This is a genomic window from Trichococcus palustris (assembly GCF_900114465.1).
GTDB classification, from domain to species: domain Bacteria; phylum Bacillota; class Bacilli; order Lactobacillales; family Aerococcaceae; genus Trichococcus; species Trichococcus palustris.
In genome coordinates, this window is record NZ_FOTD01000015.1 from 39316 (window position 1) to 59377 (window position 20062).

Genomic DNA, 20062 nt, shown 5'->3' on the forward strand with positions numbered 1-20062 from the left:
TGGCACTCATCACGCTTTCTTCATTTTTTGACAATGCGGGCAATAGTGCGTGCCCCTTTGTGCCACCCTGATTTTTTCGATCGGGTGGCCGCAGCGGGGGCAGGGTTTTCCGGTTTGCCCGTACACGGCAAGGGAGACCTGGAATTTCCCGGCTTCACCCAGCGTGTTTTTGTACGTCCGGATTGTCGATCCGCCCGCTTCAACCGCACGACCGATTACATCGATGATGGCATCGCGCAATCGTTTCGCTGCAGCCGGTCCGATGGTGTTCGCCGGCTGCAAAGGATTTATCTTCGCTTGGAACAGCGATTCATCGGCATAGATGTTCCCGACTCCCGCCACAATATTTTGATCGAGGATGACCGCCTTGATGACCCGGCTTGATTTGGAAAGATCTTTCCGGAACTCATTCAGTTTAAAGAAGTCGGCAACCGGCTCCGGCCCCATTTTTTTGAAGGGCTCATATTCCTCGCGTTTGTCGATCGGCAGCAAGGTGAAGCGGCCGAATTTGCGGACATCCAAATAGCGCAGTTGGCGGCCGTCCGCCAAATAAAAAATGACGTGGGTATGCTTTTGGATCGGATCACCGGAATGATTGACTTCATACTTCCCTTCCATGCGCAGGTGGGAAACCATCGCCCAATGGTCCAGCAGGAAAATCAAATACTTCCCGCGTCTTTCAACCGTGTGGATTGTTTCGCCGCGCAAGGCTTTCTTGAATTTTCCCGTTGAAAAAGGCGGTGTGATCATGCGGTCCCAAAAAACGGCGACGTCAATGATGACAGCTCCCGTTATCAACTGATTCAGTCCTTTTCTGATTGTTTCAACTTCAGGCAATTCAGGCATAGGATCATCCCCTTTCTAATAAAAGCGGAACAAGTCCGCCCAGACCTTGGTAAGGAAACACTGTGACCTAGACGGTCAAGTGTATCATGCCTCTAAGCGATTGAAATCGTAAGAGTCATGACAATTTAGGAAATCGTAAAGGTGGCAACGCTCCTTGCAGTCGCCTTGTACTGGTAGTCTAAGGAATGAATTCCTAAGACTACCATGCAAATGAGCATCGCAGAGCGCAATGGGTACGATTTATCTAATTTCCGAAGGTCTGACTTGTGTAGCTAGACATCATTTGATAGCGTAAGACAGTTATTTCGCTTCGTACCAGCTGTCGCCGTAATTGCTGTCCACTTTCATGGGAACACTTAAGGCAACGGCGTGTTCCATCACTTCCGGCACCAATTTCGCCAAAATCGGAATCTCCTCCGCCGGGCATTCGAAGATCAGTTCATCGTGCACCTGCAGCAGCATATTCGCCTGCAGGCCCTTTTCTTCGAGGGCTTTTTCCATTTGGACCATGGCCACCTTGATGATGTCCGCGGCCGTTCCCTGGATCGGCGAATTGATGGCAGTGCGTTCCGCAAAAGAACGCAGGTTGAAGTTCCGGTTATCGATATCCGGCAAATAGCGGCGTCTATGGAACAAGGTTTCCACATAGCCGTTTTCTTTCGCTTCCTTCACGATGTCTTCCATGAATCGCTTGACGCCCGGGTATTTGTCGAAATACTTGTCGATGAATTCCTGCGCCGCTCTACGGGTGATGTTCAGATTTTGGGACAAGCCGTAATCGCTGATGCCGTAGACGACCCCGAAATTGACGGCTTTCGCTTGGCGGCGGAGATTGGACGTGACATCCTCCGGCTTATCGACGCCGAATACGCGCATCGCTGTCGACGTATGGATATCCTGCCCTTCGATGAAGGCTTCCCGCAGATGCTCATCGCCCGAAATATGCGCCAATACACGCAATTCGATCTGCGAATAATCGGATGCGAAAATCTTCCAGCCTTCTTTTTGCGGCACGAAGGCTTGGCGGATTTTACGCCCTTCTTCCATCCGGATTGGAATGTTCTGCAGATTCGGGTCGACAGAGCTCAAGCGGCCCGTCTGCGTCAAGGTCTGCAAGTAGCGCGTATGGATTTTCCCGGTTTCCGGCCGGATGTATTTCAGCAAGCCTTCCACATAGGTGGATTGCAATTTTGCCAATTGCCGGTAATTCAGGATATGCTCCACGATCGGTGCTTGCGCCTGCAATTTTTCCAGAACATCGACAGCGGTCGAATAGCCTGTCTTCGTCTTTTTGATGACCGGATATCCCATTTTTTCAAACAGGATGACGCCCAGCTGTTTCGGGGAATTGATGTTGAATTCTTCCCCGGCTTCCGCATAGACGGATTTTTCGATTTCAATCAAACGGCCGGCGAATTCCTCCTTCATCTTCAACAGACGCTCAGGGTCCACCTTGATCCCTTTGATTTCCATCCTTGCCAATACGAACGACAAAGGCAACTCGATGTCGTAGTACAAGTCTTTTTGGACGTTGTCTGCCAATTCCGTATTCAGCTGTGCATACAGGGATCGGATCGCTTTCGCTTTGCGCGCCAAATGGTCGTGCAAAACGGCATCCTCCGGAACTGCCTGCTTGGCTCCCTTGCCGTACACCGTCTCATCGTAGGAGACATCGTTATAGCCATATTCCTGAGCCACTTCAGCCAGATCCTTGCTGTTGTCTTTCGTGTTCAAAATATAGGAAGCCAACAGGATATCGAAGATGACCCCTCTCAGTTCGATGCCGACATAGTGGAGCATGACCGTCGTCCGCTTGCCGTCGTAGACGACCTTTTCCATCGCCTCATCTTCCGCCCATTTTTTGAAGGCAGCGCTGGCGAGCACCGTTTCCAGGGAGGCTGTGTAGATCTGTCCGTCCGCACCCCAACTGAGGGCGATGATGGTGCCTTCATGGTAGTTGTCTTCCAGCATTTCCACATAGAGGGACATGCGGTCCGAGAAGTGTTCCGGTTTGATTTCCGTCAACGTTTCGAAATGGATCTCTTCGAACGATTCGGAACGGTCTTCCGATTCCACGCCCAATTTGCTGAGGAAGCCGTTGAAGTCCATCTCGCGGTAAAATTCAACCAGCTGATCGATGTTCTTCCCTTCGACAGCCAAATCATCCAATGACAGGGTGACCGGGGAATCCAGATCGATGGTCGCCAAGGTTTTGCTTAAAAAGGCGTTGTCTTTGTCGTTGATCAGATTTTCTTTCAGCTTGCTTTTTTTCATCTCTTCGACATGTCCGTAAAGATTCTCGATGGAACCGTACTCCGCCAATAGTTTCAAAGCCGTCTTTTCGCCGACTTTGGTGACGCCGGGATAATTATCGGAAGGATCGCCCATCAGGCCCTTCATGTCGATGATCTGCAGTGGCTCAAGGCCGTACTCTTCCCGGATGGTTTCAGGCGTGTAGGATTTCAGTTCCGATACGCCTTTCACCGTGATGTCGACGCGGATATTGTCCGTCACCAACTGCGTCATATCCTTGTCGCCGGAAATGATGACCACATCATAGCCGGCCTGGTCCGCCAACCTCGAAAAGGTGCCGATGATGTCATCGGCTTCATAGTTCACGAGTTCATACGTTTTCCCGCCAAAAGCACGCACCAACACGCTGAAGTAAGGCCATTGTTCAGCCATTTCCGAAGGCATGCTGTCACGCCCGCCTTTGTAGTTGCCGTATAATTCATTGCGGAAAGTCGTTTTTCCGGAATCAAAAGCCACCAGCATGTGTGTCGGCTCTTCTGTCTGGAAAATACGCTCCAATATATTATTAAATGCAAATAGCGCATTTGTGTGCAATCCGTTTTTGTTGCGGAAACTGTCCAAATTCATCAACCCGTAAAACGAGCGGAAAGCCACACTGCTTCCATCCACCAACACTAATTTTTTCTTTTTCTCAGTCATTCCCTAACATCCTAACTCTGTTTATTCTGATCGCTCTTCTCCATCAGCAAGAGAGCTTACGCCTTCTCCGCCGTCCGTTTCTTCCATGATGGCTTCGGACTCTTCGTCTTCGAAAGCCAGCTTGCGCGGTGTCTCCACGATCAATTCCGCATCCAACACCCTTTTATTTTCCATATTCGTTCCGATGACGCTGATCGTCACTTGCTCACGGCGTTCGTCTACACGTTCCACTTCAAAAACAAACGTGACGGTGCTGTTATGGTAAACCGGTTCAATCACATTCAAAGAAATGTCGACAATATGCGAACCCGGACCTGGCAAATGCTTGGAAACATTGCTTGTTAAAATCCCAACCAACAAAACCGTCGGCACAATCGGTTTTTTAAACCGTGTCATCTGTGAATAATCATGTTGAATGTACAAAGGATTACCGTCATTCGTCAAGCCAAGGTACAGCAAAATATCCTTGTCTTCGATAATCTCTGTAACAGATAAAGAATCCCCCTCTTGGATTTCGTCAATCGACTTTCCAACTTTTATATCTTTCAGACCCATTTTCTCTATTCCTTTCTTTGAACAAGTGCCGCCGCACTCTCGTGACTTCAGTCATGAGTTAGGCGACACGGTTTTTTTCTTGCTTCATCTTTGGCGAACACCTGTTCGATGGTGTGTAATGAAGCCAAAGAGGTGAGTATCATGCTGAAAGCCTATCAGTTCCGTCTGTACCCCAATCGGGAACAGAAAATCTATTTCGCCAATTGTTTTGGCTCCGCACGGTTCATCTTCAACCAGATGCTGGCTGACCGGAAAGAAATCTACGAAACATACAAAAACGACAAGGAACTGTTGAGAAGCATCAAGCCGAGAACCTATACCTCCTTCAAGGAAGAATTTCCGTTCCTGAAAGAGGTGGACAACCTTGCTTTGGCGAATGCCAGTCAAAATCTGAACAATGCCTATAAGAACTTCTTCCGCGACAAATCCGTCGGTTTTCCGAAATTCAAATCCAAGCACAAGTCGAAAGCATCCTATACCACCAACAACCAGGGCGGAAACATCCGTATCGAAAACGGAAAAATCAAACTGCCGAAGATCGGTTTCGTCACAATCAAGCAGCACCGGGATTTTGACGGGCTGATCAAGTCCTGCACGGTTTCCATGAACAAGACAGGCAACTACTTCATTTCCATTCTGGTGGAACAAGAAACGCCGGAATGGCTGCCTGCGGAACACAAAATCGGCATCGACCTCGGCCTTTCCGATTTCGCTGTCACCACAAACGATGCCGGGGAATCCGTGAAACATGCGAACCCGAAATGGCTGCACCAGTCTGAAAAGAAAATCAAGAAAGCCCCGCACATCCGCGACTGGACGTGTCCTGCTTGCGGCACATTCCATGATCGGGACATCAATGCCAGCAAGAACCTTTTGGCTTTGGCCAAATAAAAGAAAACACTGAGGCAGGTACTGCCTTTTGAGCCTACTAAATATCCATTCCCTCTGCCTGTAAAGACATACGCAGGCAAGGAAGGAGTTCGTAGGAAGCTCGCGACTTTAGTCGTGAGTAGTTCACCACATATATTCCTATCATAACAAAAACGCGGGTGTGATAAAAGTCGTTTAGCTCCGGAATATCCGAACCTTCCCCGAATAATAGCCAAAATGCGAGAAAAGCTGAACGGGTTCGTTCAGCCCTGAGTGATGAAACACTGTGACCTGAACGGTCAAGTGTATCATGCCTCTAAGCGATTGAAATCGCAAGAGTCATGACAATTTAGGAAATCTGTCCGGTAGTAACGCTCCTTGCAGTCGCCTTGTACTGGTAGTCTAAGGAATGAATTCCTAAGACTACCATGCAAATGAGCATCGCAGAGCGCAATTGCTGAGAGACTTCCAAAAACAAAGGAATCAACGTGACCGTGCCGGCCAGTTGTATCATGTTTCTAAGCCATCGAAGATGGCAAGAACCATGACAAGTCGAACAGTATGTCTTGGCTCGCAGAGACAAGAGGTTCCTTCATCCCTTTTCCGAAGGGCTAACCCGTGAAGCTAGCCAACTATTTTGATGCGTGGAACATTTTGCAAATCCTTGAAACACTTGCGGTGATGCATTTTTACAATCAAAAAACTTTATACTTTCCTTTTAGTTAAAAAATCCGCCGAAGCGTTCTCGGCGGATTTTCCCTTCTCTGTCGTTTTTCAAAAGCTCTTCATGGAATAGATGGCGAGAAAGAAGACGCTCACCAACAGGAAAGGGACGAGTCCCCACACGAATCCCTTGATGCGGCTTTGCCTGTCCGATGCCAAGCTCACCAGCGAGCGGAAGATGCCGTAGCCTATGACGGCTCCCAAGGTATTGTCGAAGAGATCGTCGAATTCAAACAACCCTATCCGGAAAAACAGCTGGGATAGCTCGATGAGGAGACTGAACAAAAAAGCAAGCTAGCCTATCCTTTTGATCGAAGCCAATTTTGAGTGCAACAAGGCCGGCAGAAAGCCAAAAGGAACGAACAGGATGATATTCAGGACGATTTCCATGAATAACCCCTTCCCTTTCGGGTCATGGATCCAGGGCAAGTTCATCATCGCTTTGTACGACCAAAACAGCTCCAACTCATAGTCAATCGCTGTTCCCATCTTCCGATTGAGCACCGTCAGATACAGGACAGCGGTGAGGTAGGTCGCAAGCGTCGTCGTCAGGATTATTTTGCCGGGCAATTCGTGGTGTTCCGCCTCAAAAGAGAAGAACGCCACAAAAATCCAGATCAAAACAAATAAGATAATGATCAGCTCGAAACACCCCCATCTTTTCGATAATGTTGTCATCAGATTAGCCTGTCATGCCTTCATCAAACGGATTTCACAGCAAAACCGACACTCTGTTTGTAACTAAACGGAGGGTGGAACAACAATCATTTCCATGATTGCTGCCCCACCCTCCCGGATATAATCGGACTAATTTTTAGTCGGCATGCTGTGGCTCAATAATTCTTCGTATGCTTTTTCGAATTTTTGCACATCGCCGGCGCCCATGAAAATCGCTACGGCATCATGGTATTTCAACAGCGGGGACATATTGCTCACTTGCAATACTTCCGCTCCTTTTTTCACTTTATTCGCCAAATCCTGAATAGAAACTTGGCCGTCATGTTCGCGGACGGAACCAAAGATATCGCACAGGTAGACAACATCCGCCAAATCCAGAGATTCCGCAAACTCATCCAATAGCGCTACCGTTCTTGTGAAGGTATGCGGTTGGAAAATCGCAATGATTTCCTTTGAAGGGTATTTTTGTCTGGCAGCATCGAGGGTCGCTTTGATTTCAGATGGATGATGCGCATAGTCATCGATGACAACCATATCCGAAATGCTTCTTTCGCTGAAGCGGCGTTTCACGCCGGAGAAAGTCTTCAGTTCCGCCGCAACTTTCTCTTTGTCCAACCCTTCCAACCAGCAGAAAGTGATGACAGCCAATGAGTTCAAGACATTGTGGGTGCCGAATGAAGGGATTTCGAAATGCCCATAGAATTCGCCGTTGATTTCCACATCAAAGCTGCTTCCGGTCGTGTCCTTCGTCAGGTTTTTCGCAACGACGTCATTGCTTTCGTCAAATCCGTAGAAGGTAACAGGATATTTCCCTTTTAATTCACGCACATGAGCATCTTCCCCACAGGCGATGATGCCTTTTTTGACTTGGGATGAGAAGGTATCGAAAGCGCTGAATACATCATCGATATCTTGGTAGTAATCGGGATGATCAAAATCGATATTCGTGATGATGGCGTAATCCGGGGAATAAGCCAGGAAGTGGCGTCTGTATTCGCAGGCTTCCAAAACGAAGAACTCCGCGTCTTCCCTGCCGAAGCCCGTTCCGTCGCCGATCAAGTAGCTTGTCGGTTCAATGCCGCCCAACACATGCGAAAGAAGACCGGTTGTGCTTGTCTTGCCGTGAGAGCCGGTGATTGCTACGCTTGTATAGTTTTTGATCAATTCGCCGATGAAAGTATGATAGCGGACGACAGTAAGTCCCATCTCTTTCGCTTTGGCAATCTCTTCATGCGAGTCAGAAAACGCGTTCCCTGCAATGATCGTCAATCCTGGTTTAATGTTCGCTTCGTCGAAAGGCAGAATTAAAATGCCTGCATCGTCCAGCCCTTTTTGTGTAAAGAAATAGGTCTCAACGTCAGACCCCTGCACTTTATAGCCTTTTCCGTGAAGGATCAATGCTAATGCGCTCATGCCTGAACCTTTTATGCCGACAAAATGATAAATCGTTTCCGTTTCCATAATTACCTCCAAATATAATAAGGGAAGAATGCCGAACAGCCTTCTATCCCTTTAGTGTATGTTTTTCTCTGTGGACCACATACCTTTATTCCTGAAAAACACAAAATCCACTCTTTTGCGGGTCGGTATTTTCCATAGATGCCGAAGAATCGAAGATAGTATACCATCCCCAGATTAAGAAGCTGACATGAATGGGTTAAACTTTGGTGTCAAACATTTCAAAGATTGCAGTTTCGTTAATGATGACGCATCGCTGCACTCGAACATGTCAAAAGTATGTCTAAAAATACGATTGGCCGGCCGATTGTGATTCTCCAGCCGCTTCTTGCGTAAACTTATCGGATACATCAAAAGAACGCTCCTGCGCCATGATGCCCAATAAGGAACGGTTCATCGCCCGCTTCGTTTTTCCGTGAAGGGGATGGAGCCCATTCCCTTCACGGCTGGTTTCATCCTCATAAGCATCGTCATCTTCTGAAACGGATGCATCAAACAAAAGCAGATCCTCATCCGGCTTCACCAAAAGATCGGCGATATAGCCATAATCGATTTTACTTTCTGTTTTGCTGGTCCACCCTTTCAACGGTTCAGGGATCTCCGTCAACTGGAACGGCCGTCTGCTTCTATAATGCGCATAAGGATGCATATCCGATTGGCTGCGGCGTTCCTTGAGTTTCTCATCCTGCAGGTGTTTCTTTTTTACAGCAAATACATCTTCGGTCGGAACGGCTTCCTTGTCCCGATAAGAAATGAACGCCTCCTTATTATGGCGCAGGAAAGGCACCGTGTCGGCGGGGGTGTGCATCAAATCATTGGAAATGTAGGGGGAAGGTTGCACAGAATAGTCTGTTTCTTGCTGAATGGCTGCCCTTTTTTCCTGATTTTCCAAATAGTTCGGAAAATGTATTCTCTTGATTGAATGGTGATTTCCATGTGCAGAAGACCGGGAATCGTGTTCGGAAAAAACAGGTCCCTCATAGCGGCTCATCCAATCCCCTCCTCTCATTTCTATTTTTCATTTCGGTAAAACGCAGGTTTTTAGTTTTGAAATTTCCTTTATAATAGTACTTCTTTTTTGACCAAATTTCCATAGCATTATTTGAAAAATGCTGAACCCACCACATAGCTGTCATCCAATACAAGGATGCCCTTTTTAGCGGCAGCATTTTCTAATCCCAATTCTTTTGCGGAACAGATCATGCCATTGCTTGCGACACCGCGCAATGCGCCCGGCCAGATGATCAGGCCGCTCGGCATAACCGCACCAGGCTTCGCAACGACGACGCGTTGTCCTTTTTTGATGTTCGCTGCACCACAGACGATCTGCAACACTTCGCCGTTGTCGACTTCCGTTTGCGTAACGGACAGGTGGTCAGAATCTTCGTGAGGCACGCACTCTTTCACATAGCCCACAACGAATTTAGGCGAATGGTCGACGGCAACCAAATCGGTAAAGCCGGCTGCTTTGATCAGATCATTCACTTTCACAAGCTGTTCATCCGTCAAAAATACTTGGCCGTTTGCGGTCAAATCCACGCTCTCGGAAATAGCGAAGAGGTTATAGCCCATCGTTTCATTCGTTGCGCTGTTGTAGATGCGCGTAACCGTGCCCTTTGATTCGCAGGCTTGTTCCTGTCTTACAGCGATGTCCCCTTTTGTCAAAAGTAATGTATCCCCTACTGCTTTACGATTATAAAAACTTAACCACATGTCTGTTTTTGCTCCTTCTATACGTTCTCTGTTATTTTTATTATTAATTATTTGGCACCTTCAAAAAAGGCTTCGATTTCTTCTTGCGTCTTGTGATCCTTTGAAACGAAACGCCCGATTTCTTGCCCTTTGTCATACACGATGAAGCTCGGGATACCCAACACATCCAACGATCGGCAGAGATCGATGAAGTCGTCGCGGTCCACTTCGACAAACCGGTAATCGCCGAACTTCGCTTCCACTTCGGGCATGAATGGTTTGATGAAGTGGCAATCAGGACACCAGGTGGTCGTAAAGACAAAAGCCGTTTTTCCCGCATCGCGTAAAGCGTAAAACTGTTCTGCATTCTGCAATTTTTCCATTTTTGGACACCCCTCAGCTTTTCTCGGCTCAGTTATTGGCCATGATTGTTTCGTATGTACTCTTGTCCAATGACTTGATGACCTGCGCCACCATCTCTTTTGCGGCAGCATAATCATCGATATGGAACATCGTTTGGTGCGTATGGATGTAGCGTGCGCACACGCCGATGACGGCACTCGGTACCCCATCGTTCATCACATGCGCCGCACCCGCATCGGTACCGCCTTTTGATACAAAATATTGGTACGGAATATGGTGCGTTTCCGCAGTATCCAACAGGAATTCGCGCATGCCCTTCAAGGTGATCATCCCCGGATCTTGGATGCGCAACAGGAAGCCTTCGCCCAGATGGCCGAACGTATCCTTGGTGGTCGTCAAATCATCCGCTGCGGAACAGTCGACGGCAAAGAACAAGTCAGGCTTGAATTTATGGACCGCGCCTTTGGTCCCGCGCAAGCCGACTTCCTCCTGCACATTGGCTCCGGCAATCAACGTATTCGGCAACTTTTCATCTTTCAGAGCTTCCAACGTTTCCAGTACGACGGCATTCCCGTAACGGTTATCCCACGCTTTTGAAATGATTTTCTTTTTGTTGGCCGTCCAGATCGTTTCCACCTGCGGGACGATGGTATCGCCGGGGCGAACACCAAAGGCAAGGGCCTCTTCCTTCGAATCGAAGCCCGCATCAAAGAGGATGTCGGCTACCTTCACCTGCTGTGCAGCCGCTGCATCGCGCAACAAATGCGGCGGAACCGAAGAGGAGATGACGGGGATATCCCCTTTTGCAGTCTGCAGGGTGAAACGCTGTGCCGAGACCACGTAGGGATTCCAGCCGCCTAAAGGCACTACCCGGAACAAGCCCCTGTCGGTGATGCCGGTAAGCATGAATCCGACTTCATCCATGTGGGCCGCAACCATGATGCGCGGAGCCGTAGCATCCGCATTTTCACGGATCCCAAAAATGCCGCCAAGCCCATCCATTTCAATGCGGTCAACCAATGGCTCCATTTTTTCGCGCATGACATTGCGGACATTCCTTTCATTTCCGCTTGTTCCTTGTAATTCGGTCAATTCCTTGATTAAAGCAAATGTTTTATCTTCCATCCATGAACGGGACACGGTCGCCGAGGAAATAGTTCCCCTTATCACGGTCAACCTGCCCCCGATCCCCCTTCGTTGAAAAGCTATCCTTACTATTATAGCGTAGCCTTATTGTCAGGGCAACGTTTCAATTGCATTTCGCCGTTTTATCCACGATGGATCATTCCCGCCCGAAATGTATAGGTTTACATTTCCCTATGCTTTCAAAGTAATTATTGTTATACTTAATTGTGAATAATAAAGAAAGCGCATCAATTTGAGGAGGCTTTACGATGAACTTTTTAGAAAAACGAAAATGCGAAAAGAACAAGGAAGAGATTTTGGGTGGCATCTTATTTGGCGCAGGTATCGTCATTGGTTCAATTATCACGGCACTGTGCTACGAGAAGAAAAGAATGGTGAACGGCGATACCATTTTGGAAAATGTCAAAAAAATGTTTTTGGCGGAAGCGCCGATCGAAGGTTCCTGGATTGAGTTGCATCCCGTACCGCTCAACCGCTACTCTTCTGAGACGGATGTCTACTACGGAGGAATTTCCCGCAAGGAAGATGGCGTATTGGTCCAATACGAATTCATCGCAGATGCCTATACCGGAACCGTACTGGATTTATACAAATTATAAACAAAAAAAGAAGAATCAAAAATCACGCTGATTTTTGATTCTTCTTTTTTGGCTAAGTAAATATAATTTTTTATATAAGAAGCGCATCATTACAGGTGTTCCACAAATTACTAATCTGCTTAACGCCATCACATGATGTCTAGCTGCACAAGTCAGACCTTCGGAAATTAGATAAATCGTACCCATTGCGCTCTACGATGCTCATTTGCATGGGGCTCTTAGGGATTCATCCCTTAGAGCCCCAGTATAAGGTGAGCGTAGGGAAAGTTGCGGGGCACGATTTCCTAAATTTCTGTCAGGTCTGGGCGGACTTGTTCCGCTTTTCTTATTTCGTTACGCTTTTTTAGGGAAGGCGGCTTCCACACGGTAAATGCGTGATCCGCGCGAAGAGAATTTCTCTTCGTATTCGGTCATGACGTTCCCCTCGAAGTCGCTGTTGTGCAAGTCCAACCATACTTCGAGCAAAGTCATGCCATATTGCGAGAAGCTCGCAAGGGAATACTCGAACAGGCCTTGGTTGTCCGTCTTGAAGTGGATTTCTCCACCGGCTACCAGGATTTGCTCGTAATTCTTCAAAAAATTTGCATGCGTCAGCCTGCGTTTGTCATGTTTCGATTTCGGCCATGGATCCGAGAAGTTCAGATAGACACGGTCAACTTCCCCATCGGCGAAGAAATCAGCCACATTCTCCCCATCCGTATTCAGCAATTGCACATTCGGCAAATCGGCTTCCACAATTTTATCCAATGCCATAACGGCAACACTCGTTTGGCGTTCTATCCCGATATAGTTGATTTCAGGGTGCATCTTTGCCATCCCGACGATGAATTGGCCTTTTCCGGATCCGATTTCCACATGGATCGGGTGGTCATTCCCAAAACGTTCTTCCCATTTCCCCTTCCATTCGGCCGGTTCCATCACAACATAACGGGTACTTTCAGCTAATTTTTCAGCTGCCCAAGGTTTATTTCTAACGCGCATAGTCTACCTCTTTCATAAATTACATATTTTTTCATAAAAAGAAATCCTTTCCGTTCGCATAGGTGACGAAGAGGATTTCTATAGGTCTTGATTGCTCCGATTTTGATAAAGCTCTTGCAGCAGAAGAAGCGTTTGGTTCATTTCCAGCTCGCGCCCTTGCAGACGATTTTTTTTGATCATGAGCAGGCAATTCATCAGGCTGTACCATTCCAGTCTGCGGGAAATGTCGTCCGTCATGTGCAGACCGTATTCTTCCAGCCAACCGTTCCAATCTTCCAATGCCACATATTGGGTCAGAAGCATACTGATATCGGAAAGGGGATCGGCTATCTTGACCATTTCCCAGTCCACCAGATACAGCCGTTCGGCGTTATCCAACAGGAAATTTTTGCGATTGACGTCGCCATGGCAAACCGTCTTGGGCGCAGCGGTGATGCTCGCTGCGGTAGCTCTCACATATTGAACCGCATGCTGCAGGAGCGGATGCGACTTCAAGTCTTCCGGCAAATCTTTTATGTACAGATTGAGGAAGTTTATCGGATTGTAAACTTCGCCCTTCACTTTTTGAAGCATATTGAACAGATTTTCGGATTGATGAATCCGATGCAAAATGTCAATGACCGCTTTCCCCTTCATTTCGCCCGGTTTCAGTTCCCGGCCGTTCAGCCACTCTTGAGCCGTCAAGATGTCCCCGTTTCCGACCCGTTTTGTCCAGATCAGTTTCGGCGTTATCCCTTCAACGGAGAGCGCAGCTAAAAAAGGAGAAGAATTGCGTTTCAAAAAAACTTTTTCATCTGCTCTTGTGCCCATATAAGCTTGTCCTGTATCTCCTCCAATGGGGTGTAACCGCCATCCCGAGTCCATTTTATAATCCATCGAGCTCATTCCTTACTCAGTCTCTAGTTTTACTGTCCATTTATTCCTTCCCATGAAAAGAAGGAGCCGGGACGAAAGCCCCAGCTGTCTATTTATTGTTCTATTCATCATTGCATGCTGCACATACACACAACCCTTTTCCGCCCAAAAAAAAAATTTGAAAGGAAGCTGCGTATATTCCACCCTTTATTTTAGGATGCTTTACATATCCAGTCAAGAATATTCGGCTATTCTTCGCCAAAACATTCTCGATTATCCTTAGGAAAAGGTGTTTTCTCTTTTCGCTGTGCGGCTGCCCATATAAAAGCGGATGAAACACCAAACGAAGGCCAGATTGGCTGCCAATGCGATCAAGCCGGCCATCCAATCGACTCCAACCGTGATGGCGAGCGCAAAAGCCACTGCCTCGCATCCCAGCAAATAGGTGATGATTTTTTTGAATCCAGCGAACTTATCGCCATTTGGAACAGGATACAGACGATTCATCATGTTCTCGTTATAGTGGAAATACAAGGGCATCAGCTGGAAGCCCGTCAAATAAAGAAACAACAGACTCAGTGCCAAGGATAGGCTCTTCGCCGGGGTTGCCGCCAACAAGACCACCCCGATCAGCAAAAGCCTGACAAACAGACCGCTGTAATCCGTCCCCCTCATAAATGCCCGAGCATAGAGATATTGGAATGTATTCCCCTTGCCTTCCACTCGGCGCAGGATGCCGTCCAAATATTTCCTTCTTTTCGCTTTGTTCTTCACCTGAGGGACATCGGTAAAAAGATTGATGATCCGATTCACACGTGCCGTCCGCTGTTCTTCGGCGGCGGTTATGTTTTCCCATTGGTAGAGCGGATATTTTGTCTCGAAACGTACTTGTACTTTTTTATGCAGAAGTACAGTATACAGCGTTACAAGAACAGGCGCAACCCACGGATTAAAAAATATGGAGATACTGAACAATAAAACGCCAAAAATCCACAATAGCCCATTGTTTTTCTGGATAACCGCCCGATCGTTGCATTTCAACGCCAACACCTGAAGATCCAACTGGATGGACTTCAATAAGAGCAGCGTCGCATAGATGGGCAGGAAATCGCTGATTTGGATCGTTCTCCCTGCAAATAACAGCGGCATTGCGGCGGCCCCAATAAAGAACAGGAGCACCGCCGGAAAAACCAGGCTGTAGCGTTTCGCTTTTTGGAAATACCCGCCCCATTCTTTTTCTTTCGCCAAAAGGAACACTTGATCGGCCGCTTCCACAAGCGTAGCCAGCTTGCCGATGAAAATGCTCAGGGAGAAAAGCAATACGATCAGCACCTCTCCCCAAACAAAATCCGGTGTCAGTGTCTTCACGAATTCGGAATACCGGAACGCCAAAGCGCCGATCAGGAACAGGAGCACGATGACAAAGTGGTCGTTGAAAATATATTTGCTGTAGCGGCTGAATTTTTTCAGATGCAGTTGTTGTCTTCTTTTCCAGATGCTTTCCATTGTCATGACGGCAACGCTTCTTTCGTCAAGCTGATGTACAGCTCATCCAGGCTTGCCCCGGGCATATTCATTTCCTTTTGCAGATCGGCCATCGTCCCCGTGACCTTCACTTCGCCATGATGGAGCAAGATGAAATTATCGCATTCCTTTTCCGCCGATGCCAGGACATGGGTGGACATCAAAATAGCCGCGCCCTGCTTTTTCTTCTCCTTGACCATCTCCAAAAAGGAATGGATCCCCAACGGGTCCAACCCCAGAAACGGTTCATCGATCACGTACACGGGAGCATCCACCATGAAGGAACACACGATCATGACCTTTTGCTTCATCCCCTTGGAGAAGTAGGCCGGAAACCAATCCAGCTTATCCTCCAGACGGAATTCTTTGATGTAGCGCATCGCCTTTTCCATCGCTTCCGCTGCCGGAATATTGTAGGCCATTGCCGTAATTTCCAGATGTTCGCGCAACGTCAACTCCTCATATAAAACCGGCGTTTCCGGAATGAAAGAGAAGGAGCGGCGGTAGCGCTCCGTGTCCGCCCGCAACGTCAGGCCATCGATTGAAATCTCCCCGCTGTACGGCATCATCAAACCGATGATATGTTTGATGGTCGTGCTCTTTCCGGCACCATTCAATCCGATCAACCCGGTTAATTCGCCCGGGTTCACTTCAAAGGTGATATTGTTTATGACAGGCACTTGCGTATAGCCGCCTGTGACATTTTCTAGTTTTAGTGACATAGTAAAGTTCCTTTCCGCTTCCTTATGTGTATTATATTATAACATAGCCCGATGCTGAACCGTTTCGAATAGATTGTTTTTGAATAATATGAAAAATGGGCCAAATATGATAAAGTGAGTCTATGAGAAAAGCTGAACGGGTTCGTTCAGCCCTGTTTAAGGAAACACTGTGACCAAAAAGCGTTCAAGTGTATCATGTCTCTAAGCGATTGAAATCGCAAGAGCCATGACAATTTAGGAAATCGTGCCCTGCAACTTTCCCTACGGTCACCTTATACTGGGACTCTAAAGGATGAATCCCTAAGAGTCCCATGCAAATGAGCATCGCAGAGCGCAATTGCTGAGAGACTTCCTGCGTCAGCAGGTTAGTCGAACAGTATGTCTTGGCTCATAGAGCCAAGAGGTTCCTTCATCCCTTTTCCGAAGGGCTAACCCGTGAAGCTAGCCAATTTTTTTGATGCGTGGAACATTTTGCAAATCCGTGAAACACTTCCGGTGATGCGCTTTTACAATCAAAAAAAATTTATACTTTCCTTTTAGTTAAAAAATAAAACGGATACGTTATTCAGAAAGAGGTCAAAACCATGACAGATTGTATTTTTTGCAAGATCGCAAACCATGAAATCCCAAGCAACATCGTTTATGAAGATGACGTAGTCATAGCCTTCCTGGATTTATCGCAAGTCACTAAAGGGCACACCCTTTTGGTACCGAAAAAGCATGTTGCCGATATCTTCGAGTACGATGAAGAGTTGGCGAAAGACGTCTTTTCGCGCATCCCAAAGATTGCCCGCGCAATCGAAAGGTCGAGCGATGATATTTTGGGTCTGAACATCCTGAACAACAACCGTTCCATCGCCTATCAATCGGTTTTCCATTCCCACATCCACTTCTTGCCCCGCTATGAAGACTCCGATTCGGACGGCTTCGGTTTGAAATGGAAAACACATGAAGGCAAATATTCAACGGCAGAGTTGGCGGCAGTCATTGCCGCTATCAAAGAGAACTTGGAGGATTAATTATGCGTTCATTTACGGAAGGACTTTTGTTCGGAGCGGTAGTCGGCGGTTTGGTAGCCCTTTTGAATACCCCCAACAATGGAAAAGAAAATCGCGAAAAAATAAAAGAATATCTGGATGACACCACCTTGGCTGTCGCTGATCTGAATGAGAGCCTGAACGGCCTTCGCGAATCGGTGAACACCTTGACAAACCAAGGATTGGCGGTCGCCACTCAATTCACTGATGACGTCACAAAATCAGTTGAGAACTTTACCCTCAGCACACAGCCGCGCATCAATCGCATTAACGAAAGCCTCAACACCCTTACAGAAGACATGGACATCGTCATTACCAATCTGGAATCGAAGCTTCCCGAAACAGAGGCAGAGGCTGCGATGAAATAGCAGCTATATATATTGAATGATTGTCTTACCAACGATTCGGAAAGGATTGTCATGCAACCTCCCCGAACAGATAGGAAACCAGAATTGTTTTTTGAGAGTGGACAAAGAGCGTTTGGACCCGAATCACTGGAGCGAATAAGCGGAGGATGGTCGCAGACCGTCTGAGCATTATTCGTGAAGTGACTTCAGGTCTGCTTTTTGGAACACGTTTAAACAGAGTGCGATGAATTGAGTTTAGACACCCGGACGTTGGAGAAACTGGCTTTTCGTTCACCTCTTTTGTGGACGACCCTGAAAGGAAGCACTGTGGTCGCAAGCGCCCAAGTGTATCATGTCTCTAAGCGATTGAAATCGCAAGACACATGACAAAACGGGAGTGGTGTCTGCAATTCAGAACACGTTTACGATTAATTGTTAGGAAATGCGAACGAGGCTAGGACTCTTGTCCCAGCCCCTTTTTTTTCAATATATGCAGCTACTTTGCCTTTCAGCGTTCGATCAGGTTTGTAAAGCTACGGAAATCCGCCACTCGGCTTTCCGTAGCTTTACTGTTATTTTCCAGATGCAAATATGAAGTTTCCTTGAAGAATGCTAGCGTTTTTAAGGAATCTTTTCCATTATCGAAAAGTTTATGCTATAGTAAAAAAAGATTATCTAGACGATAAATAAAAGACAAGAATAGGAAGTGCCATATTCATGAAGAAAAAATTAGCATTGACGTCCGTTGCTTTTTTGACGGCTATCACACTTGCAGGATGCGCATCATCAAGCCAAACGGTTGCCACATCATCTGCCGGCAACATCACGAAAGATGAATTATATGATGCAATGAAGAGTTCAACCGGCAAGACGGTTTTACAACGCCTGATTTTGATCGACGTATTGAACAAAGCTGTAGGAAAAAACACATTGGAGGCTGATGCGAAAGCGGAAGTAACTTCCACCATCGCTCAATATGGCGGCGAAACATCATTCAACTACATCTTGGCGCAATCCGGCTTTGCAAATAAAGATGAGTATCAACAAGTCTTATACTTGAATAAATTGATCGAAGCGGCTGTCAAAGCCAAGACTAGCTTCACGGATGCAGAAGTACAAGCTTATTACGATACTTACCAACCAAAAATAAATGTCCAACACATCCTTGTAGCCGATGAAGCGACAGCCGTAGATTTGATCAATCAAATCAACGGAGGAGCGGACTTCGCCGAATTGGCGAAAGCAAACTCGACCGATACCGCAACTGCTTCAAAAGGCGGCGAAACTGGTCTGTTCGGTGCAGGGGATATGGTCAAAGAATTCGAAGACGCTGCTTACGCTTTGAATGTGGGTGAAGTGACACAGACTCCGGTTAAAACCCAATATGGTTACCACATCATCAAGATGCTCGAAAAACCAGCAAAAGGTACACTTGAAGAAGAACGCACCAACATCGAAGCTTTGATGATGAAAGACAAACTTGCCGATAACGCTTATCTGACTTCTGTCATTTCTACAATCGTGCAAGATGCCAAGGTAGAAATCAAAGACAAAGACCTTTCAACCGCAATCGATACATTCTTGCCGGCAAAAACGACTGATTCAAGTGCAGCTGCATCTGATTCCGCCGCTACATCAGGATCTGCAACTTCAGAATCCGCTACTTCCGATTCTGCAAAATAATTTCCACATCAAAAAAAGAATCAGGAATCCTTTCAAGAGGGTTCCTGATTCTTTTTTTCAATTTTTTCATTCTTCTGTTGGCTGGGTAAACTTCGGCTTATAGAAGGTCCGGTTTTCCAAACCAAAAATCCGTTCGCCGAATGTTCCTGGGGTTGTCCGCAACAATGCCGTATCGATCATGTTGATGGAGGCATCCAAATTGTCCAAATGATGGATGATTTCCGCTTCCAACAGATGCGGGACAACCGGGGAGCCAAATTCCATTTTCCCGTGATGAGCCAACACGATATGTTTCAACAAGATGACCTCTTCGTTGTCTTCGTCAATGTTCAGGAGCCCGCAGGCCTTCGTGATTTCTTCGTCGATCAACACGATATGCCCAATCAAATTGCCCTTCAACGTATACTCGGTGGACATGCTGCCGCTCAATTCGATCGTCTTGCCGATATCATGCAAAATGATGCCCCCGTACAACAAGGATCTGTTCACGGCCGGATAATTCTCCAATACCGTTTTCGCCAAACGCAGGATGGAGACGGTATGATACCCCAAGCCGCCCACAAAGGCATGATGGTGCCGTTTAGCGGCCGGATATTCAAAAAACTCCACTTGGTATTTTTTCAGGATATGACGGACAATCCGATTGATCGGAGCGCTCGTGATTTCGAATAAAATCTGGCTGACTTCTTCCACCATTTCTTCTGATTTCAACGGCGCGCTCTCCATGTACAGTTCTGGGCTGTTCGGTTCGCCTTCGCGAGCCAACCGCAATTTGGAGATGCGGAGCTGCGGATTGTTCTGATACAGCTCCCTCTTCCCGGTCACGACGACCACCTGTCCCGGAACGAATTGCTTGATGTCTTCCTCTTTCGCATCCCAATATTTTCCGTCTATTTGCCCACTGCGGTCTTGAAAGGTGAAGGCGATGAACTTCTTTCCATTCTTCGCCAGCCGAACATCGGCACTTTTGATCAGCACATAAATTTCGAAACCGTCATCTATTTCATGTTCATAAATTTTCTTAGTCATAA

Annotated in this window: 20 protein-coding genes; 5 read left to right on the forward strand and 15 right to left on the reverse strand. The window is 47.1% G+C overall.

Annotation, left to right across the window (positions count from 1 at the left end):
* Positions 1–9 precede the first annotated feature (9 nt).
* From mutM to BM101_RS10225, 3 genes are all read right to left on the reverse strand, one after another.
* Positions 10–846, reverse strand: a complete 837-nt coding sequence (mutM, locus tag BM101_RS10215; protein ID WP_087032936.1) for a DNA-formamidopyrimidine glycosylase — start codon at positions 844–846, stop codon at positions 10–12.
* Between the two features lie 300 nt (positions 847–1146).
* On the reverse strand, positions 1147–3798 hold the full coding sequence (gene polA, locus BM101_RS10220; protein WP_087032937.1) for a DNA polymerase I: 2652 nt from the start codon (positions 3796–3798) through the stop codon (positions 1147–1149).
* A gap of 21 nt (positions 3799–3819) precedes the next feature.
* Positions 3820–4353, reverse strand: a complete 534-nt coding sequence (locus BM101_RS10225) for a MaoC/PaaZ C-terminal domain-containing protein (protein ID WP_087032939.1) — start codon at positions 4351–4353, stop codon at positions 3820–3822.
* 141 nt (positions 4354–4494) lie between these two features.
* Between BM101_RS10225 and BM101_RS10230 the strand changes: the two genes are divergently transcribed.
* Positions 4495–5244 (forward strand): RNA-guided endonuclease TnpB family protein, encoded by a 750-nt coding sequence (locus BM101_RS10230; protein WP_087032941.1) that lies wholly within the window; start codon positions 4495–4497, stop codon positions 5242–5244.
* Between the two features lie 753 nt (positions 5245–5997).
* Here BM101_RS10230 and BM101_RS10235 read toward each other — a convergent pair.
* The 7 genes from BM101_RS10235 to pepA all read right to left on the reverse strand — a co-directional run bounded on the left by BM101_RS10235 (position 5998) and on the right by pepA (position 11262).
* On the reverse strand, positions 5998–6231 hold the full coding sequence (locus tag BM101_RS10235; protein ID WP_087032943.1) for a VanZ family protein: 234 nt from the start codon (positions 6229–6231) through the stop codon (positions 5998–6000).
* Between the two features lie 9 nt (positions 6232–6240).
* A complete protein-coding gene (locus tag BM101_RS10240; RefSeq protein WP_087032945.1) occupies positions 6241–6624 on the reverse strand; it encodes a VanZ family protein in 384 nt (127 codons plus the stop codon).
* 129 nt (positions 6625–6753) lie between these two features.
* Entirely contained in the window at positions 6754–8085 is a 1332-nt protein-coding gene (murC, locus tag BM101_RS10245) for a UDP-N-acetylmuramate--L-alanine ligase (RefSeq protein ID WP_087032947.1), read from the reverse strand.
* Positions 8086–8365: 280 nt separating this feature from the next.
* The gene (locus BM101_RS10250; RefSeq protein WP_087032949.1) at positions 8366–9073 is read right to left on the reverse strand and encodes a hypothetical protein; all 708 of its coding nucleotides are present in this window, start codon (positions 9071–9073) and stop codon (positions 8366–8368) included.
* Between the two features lie 107 nt (positions 9074–9180).
* Positions 9181–9795: a YtpR family tRNA-binding protein gene (gene ytpR / locus BM101_RS10255; protein WP_087032951.1), complete on the reverse strand. Its 615-nt coding sequence runs from the start codon at positions 9793–9795 to the stop codon at positions 9181–9183.
* Between the two features lie 47 nt (positions 9796–9842).
* Positions 9843–10157 carry a thioredoxin family protein gene (locus tag BM101_RS10260; RefSeq protein WP_087032953.1) on the reverse strand — a complete coding sequence of 105 codons (315 nt, stop codon included), beginning with the start codon at positions 10155–10157 and terminating at the stop codon, positions 9843–9845.
* Positions 10158–10185: 28 nt separating this feature from the next.
* Positions 10186–11262, reverse strand: a complete 1077-nt coding sequence (pepA, locus tag BM101_RS10265; protein ID WP_087032955.1) for a glutamyl aminopeptidase — start codon at positions 11260–11262, stop codon at positions 10186–10188.
* A 269-nt stretch (positions 11263–11531) separates the two neighbouring features.
* Between pepA and BM101_RS10270 the strand changes: the two genes are divergently transcribed.
* Positions 11532–11882: a PepSY domain-containing protein gene (locus BM101_RS10270; RefSeq protein ID WP_087032957.1), complete on the forward strand. Its 351-nt coding sequence runs from the start codon at positions 11532–11534 to the stop codon at positions 11880–11882.
* A gap of 333 nt (positions 11883–12215) precedes the next feature.
* Here the strand turns inward: BM101_RS10270 and trmB are convergent, their stop codons facing one another.
* From trmB to BM101_RS10290, 4 genes are all read right to left on the reverse strand, one after another.
* Entirely contained in the window at positions 12216–12863 is a 648-nt protein-coding gene (trmB, locus tag BM101_RS10275; protein ID WP_087032958.1) for a tRNA (guanosine(46)-N7)-methyltransferase TrmB, read from the reverse strand.
* A gap of 78 nt (positions 12864–12941) precedes the next feature.
* Entirely contained in the window at positions 12942–13739 is a 798-nt protein-coding gene (locus BM101_RS10280) for a phosphotransferase family protein (protein WP_087032960.1), read from the reverse strand.
* A gap of 258 nt (positions 13740–13997) precedes the next feature.
* Complete coding sequence (locus tag BM101_RS10285) at positions 13998–15230, reverse strand: ABC transporter permease (protein ID WP_087032963.1); 1233 nt, start codon at positions 15228–15230, stop codon at positions 13998–14000.
* Positions 15227–15964: an ABC transporter ATP-binding protein gene (locus BM101_RS10290; RefSeq protein WP_087032965.1), complete on the reverse strand. Its 738-nt coding sequence runs from the start codon at positions 15962–15964 to the stop codon at positions 15227–15229. The genes BM101_RS10285 and BM101_RS10290 overlap by 4 nt, the downstream gene beginning before the upstream one ends.
* A 584-nt stretch (positions 15965–16548) precedes the next feature.
* Between BM101_RS10290 and BM101_RS10295 the strand changes: the two genes are divergently transcribed.
* The 3 genes from BM101_RS10295 to BM101_RS10305 all read left to right on the forward strand — a co-directional run bounded on the left by BM101_RS10295 (position 16549) and on the right by BM101_RS10305 (position 19031).
* Positions 16549–16983, forward strand: coding sequence for an HIT family protein (locus BM101_RS10295; protein ID WP_087032967.1), 435 nt, complete (start codon positions 16549–16551; stop codon positions 16981–16983).
* A gap of 2 nt (positions 16984–16985) precedes the next feature.
* Positions 16986–17369, forward strand: coding sequence for a YtxH domain-containing protein (locus tag BM101_RS10300; protein WP_087032969.1), 384 nt, complete (start codon positions 16986–16988; stop codon positions 17367–17369).
* Between the two features lie 696 nt (positions 17370–18065).
* On the forward strand, positions 18066–19031 hold the full coding sequence (locus tag BM101_RS10305; protein WP_087032971.1) for a peptidylprolyl isomerase: 966 nt from the start codon (positions 18066–18068) through the stop codon (positions 19029–19031).
* A 66-nt stretch (positions 19032–19097) separates the two neighbouring features.
* Here BM101_RS10305 and BM101_RS10310 read toward each other — a convergent pair whose 3' ends face one another.
* Positions 19098–20060, reverse strand: coding sequence for a 3'-5' exoribonuclease YhaM family protein (locus BM101_RS10310; RefSeq protein ID WP_087032973.1), 963 nt, complete (start codon positions 20058–20060; stop codon positions 19098–19100).
* Positions 20061–20062: the final 2 nt, after the last annotated feature.

Coding starts and splice junctions, on each gene's coding strand:
- BM101_RS10260 (WP_087032953.1), bottom strand. CDS start 10,157: ATGGAAAAATTGCAGAATGCAGAACAGTTTTACGCTTTACGCGATGCG.
- pepA (WP_087032955.1), bottom strand. CDS start 11,262: ATGGAAGATAAAACATTTGCTTTAATCAAGGAATTGACCGAATTACAA.
- trmB (WP_087032958.1), bottom strand. CDS start 12,863: ATGCGCGTTAGAAATAAACCTTGGGCAGCTGAAAAATTAGCTGAAAGT.
- BM101_RS10270 (WP_087032957.1), top strand. CDS start 11,532: ATGAACTTTTTAGAAAAACGAAAATGCGAAAAGAACAAGGAAGAGATT.
- BM101_RS10310 (WP_087032973.1), bottom strand. CDS start 20,060: ATGACTAAGAAAATTTATGAACATGAAATAGATGACGGTTTCGAAATT.
- BM101_RS10280 (WP_087032960.1), bottom strand. CDS start 13,739: ATGGATTATAAAATGGACTCGGGATGGCGGTTACACCCCATTGGAGGA.
- BM101_RS10250 (WP_087032949.1), bottom strand. CDS start 9,073: ATGAGCCGCTATGAGGGACCTGTTTTTTCCGAACACGATTCCCGGTCT.
- polA (WP_087032937.1), bottom strand. CDS start 3,798: ATGACTGAGAAAAAGAAAAAATTAGTGTTGGTGGATGGAAGCAGTGTG.
- BM101_RS10225 (WP_087032939.1), bottom strand. CDS start 4,353: ATGGGTCTGAAAGATATAAAAGTTGGAAAGTCGATTGACGAAATCCAA.
- BM101_RS10295 (WP_087032967.1), top strand. CDS start 16,549: ATGACAGATTGTATTTTTTGCAAGATCGCAAACCATGAAATCCCAAGC.
- BM101_RS10300 (WP_087032969.1), top strand. CDS start 16,986: ATGCGTTCATTTACGGAAGGACTTTTGTTCGGAGCGGTAGTCGGCGGT.
- BM101_RS10240 (WP_087032945.1), bottom strand. CDS start 6,624: ATGACAACATTATCGAAAAGATGGGGGTGTTTCGAGCTGATCATTATC.
- BM101_RS10290 (WP_087032965.1), bottom strand. CDS start 15,964: ATGTCACTAAAACTAGAAAATGTCACAGGCGGCTATACGCAAGTGCCT.
- mutM (WP_087032936.1), bottom strand. CDS start 846: ATGCCTGAATTGCCTGAAGTTGAAACAATCAGAAAAGGACTGAATCAG.
- ytpR (WP_087032951.1), bottom strand. CDS start 9,795: ATGTGGTTAAGTTTTTATAATCGTAAAGCAGTAGGGGATACATTACTT.
- murC (WP_087032947.1), bottom strand. CDS start 8,085: ATGGAAACGGAAACGATTTATCATTTTGTCGGCATAAAAGGTTCAGGC.
- BM101_RS10285 (WP_087032963.1), bottom strand. CDS start 15,230: ATGACAATGGAAAGCATCTGGAAAAGAAGACAACAACTGCATCTGAAA.
- BM101_RS10305 (WP_087032971.1), top strand. CDS start 18,066: ATGAAGAAAAAATTAGCATTGACGTCCGTTGCTTTTTTGACGGCTATC.
- BM101_RS10230 (WP_087032941.1), top strand. CDS start 4,495: ATGCTGAAAGCCTATCAGTTCCGTCTGTACCCCAATCGGGAACAGAAA.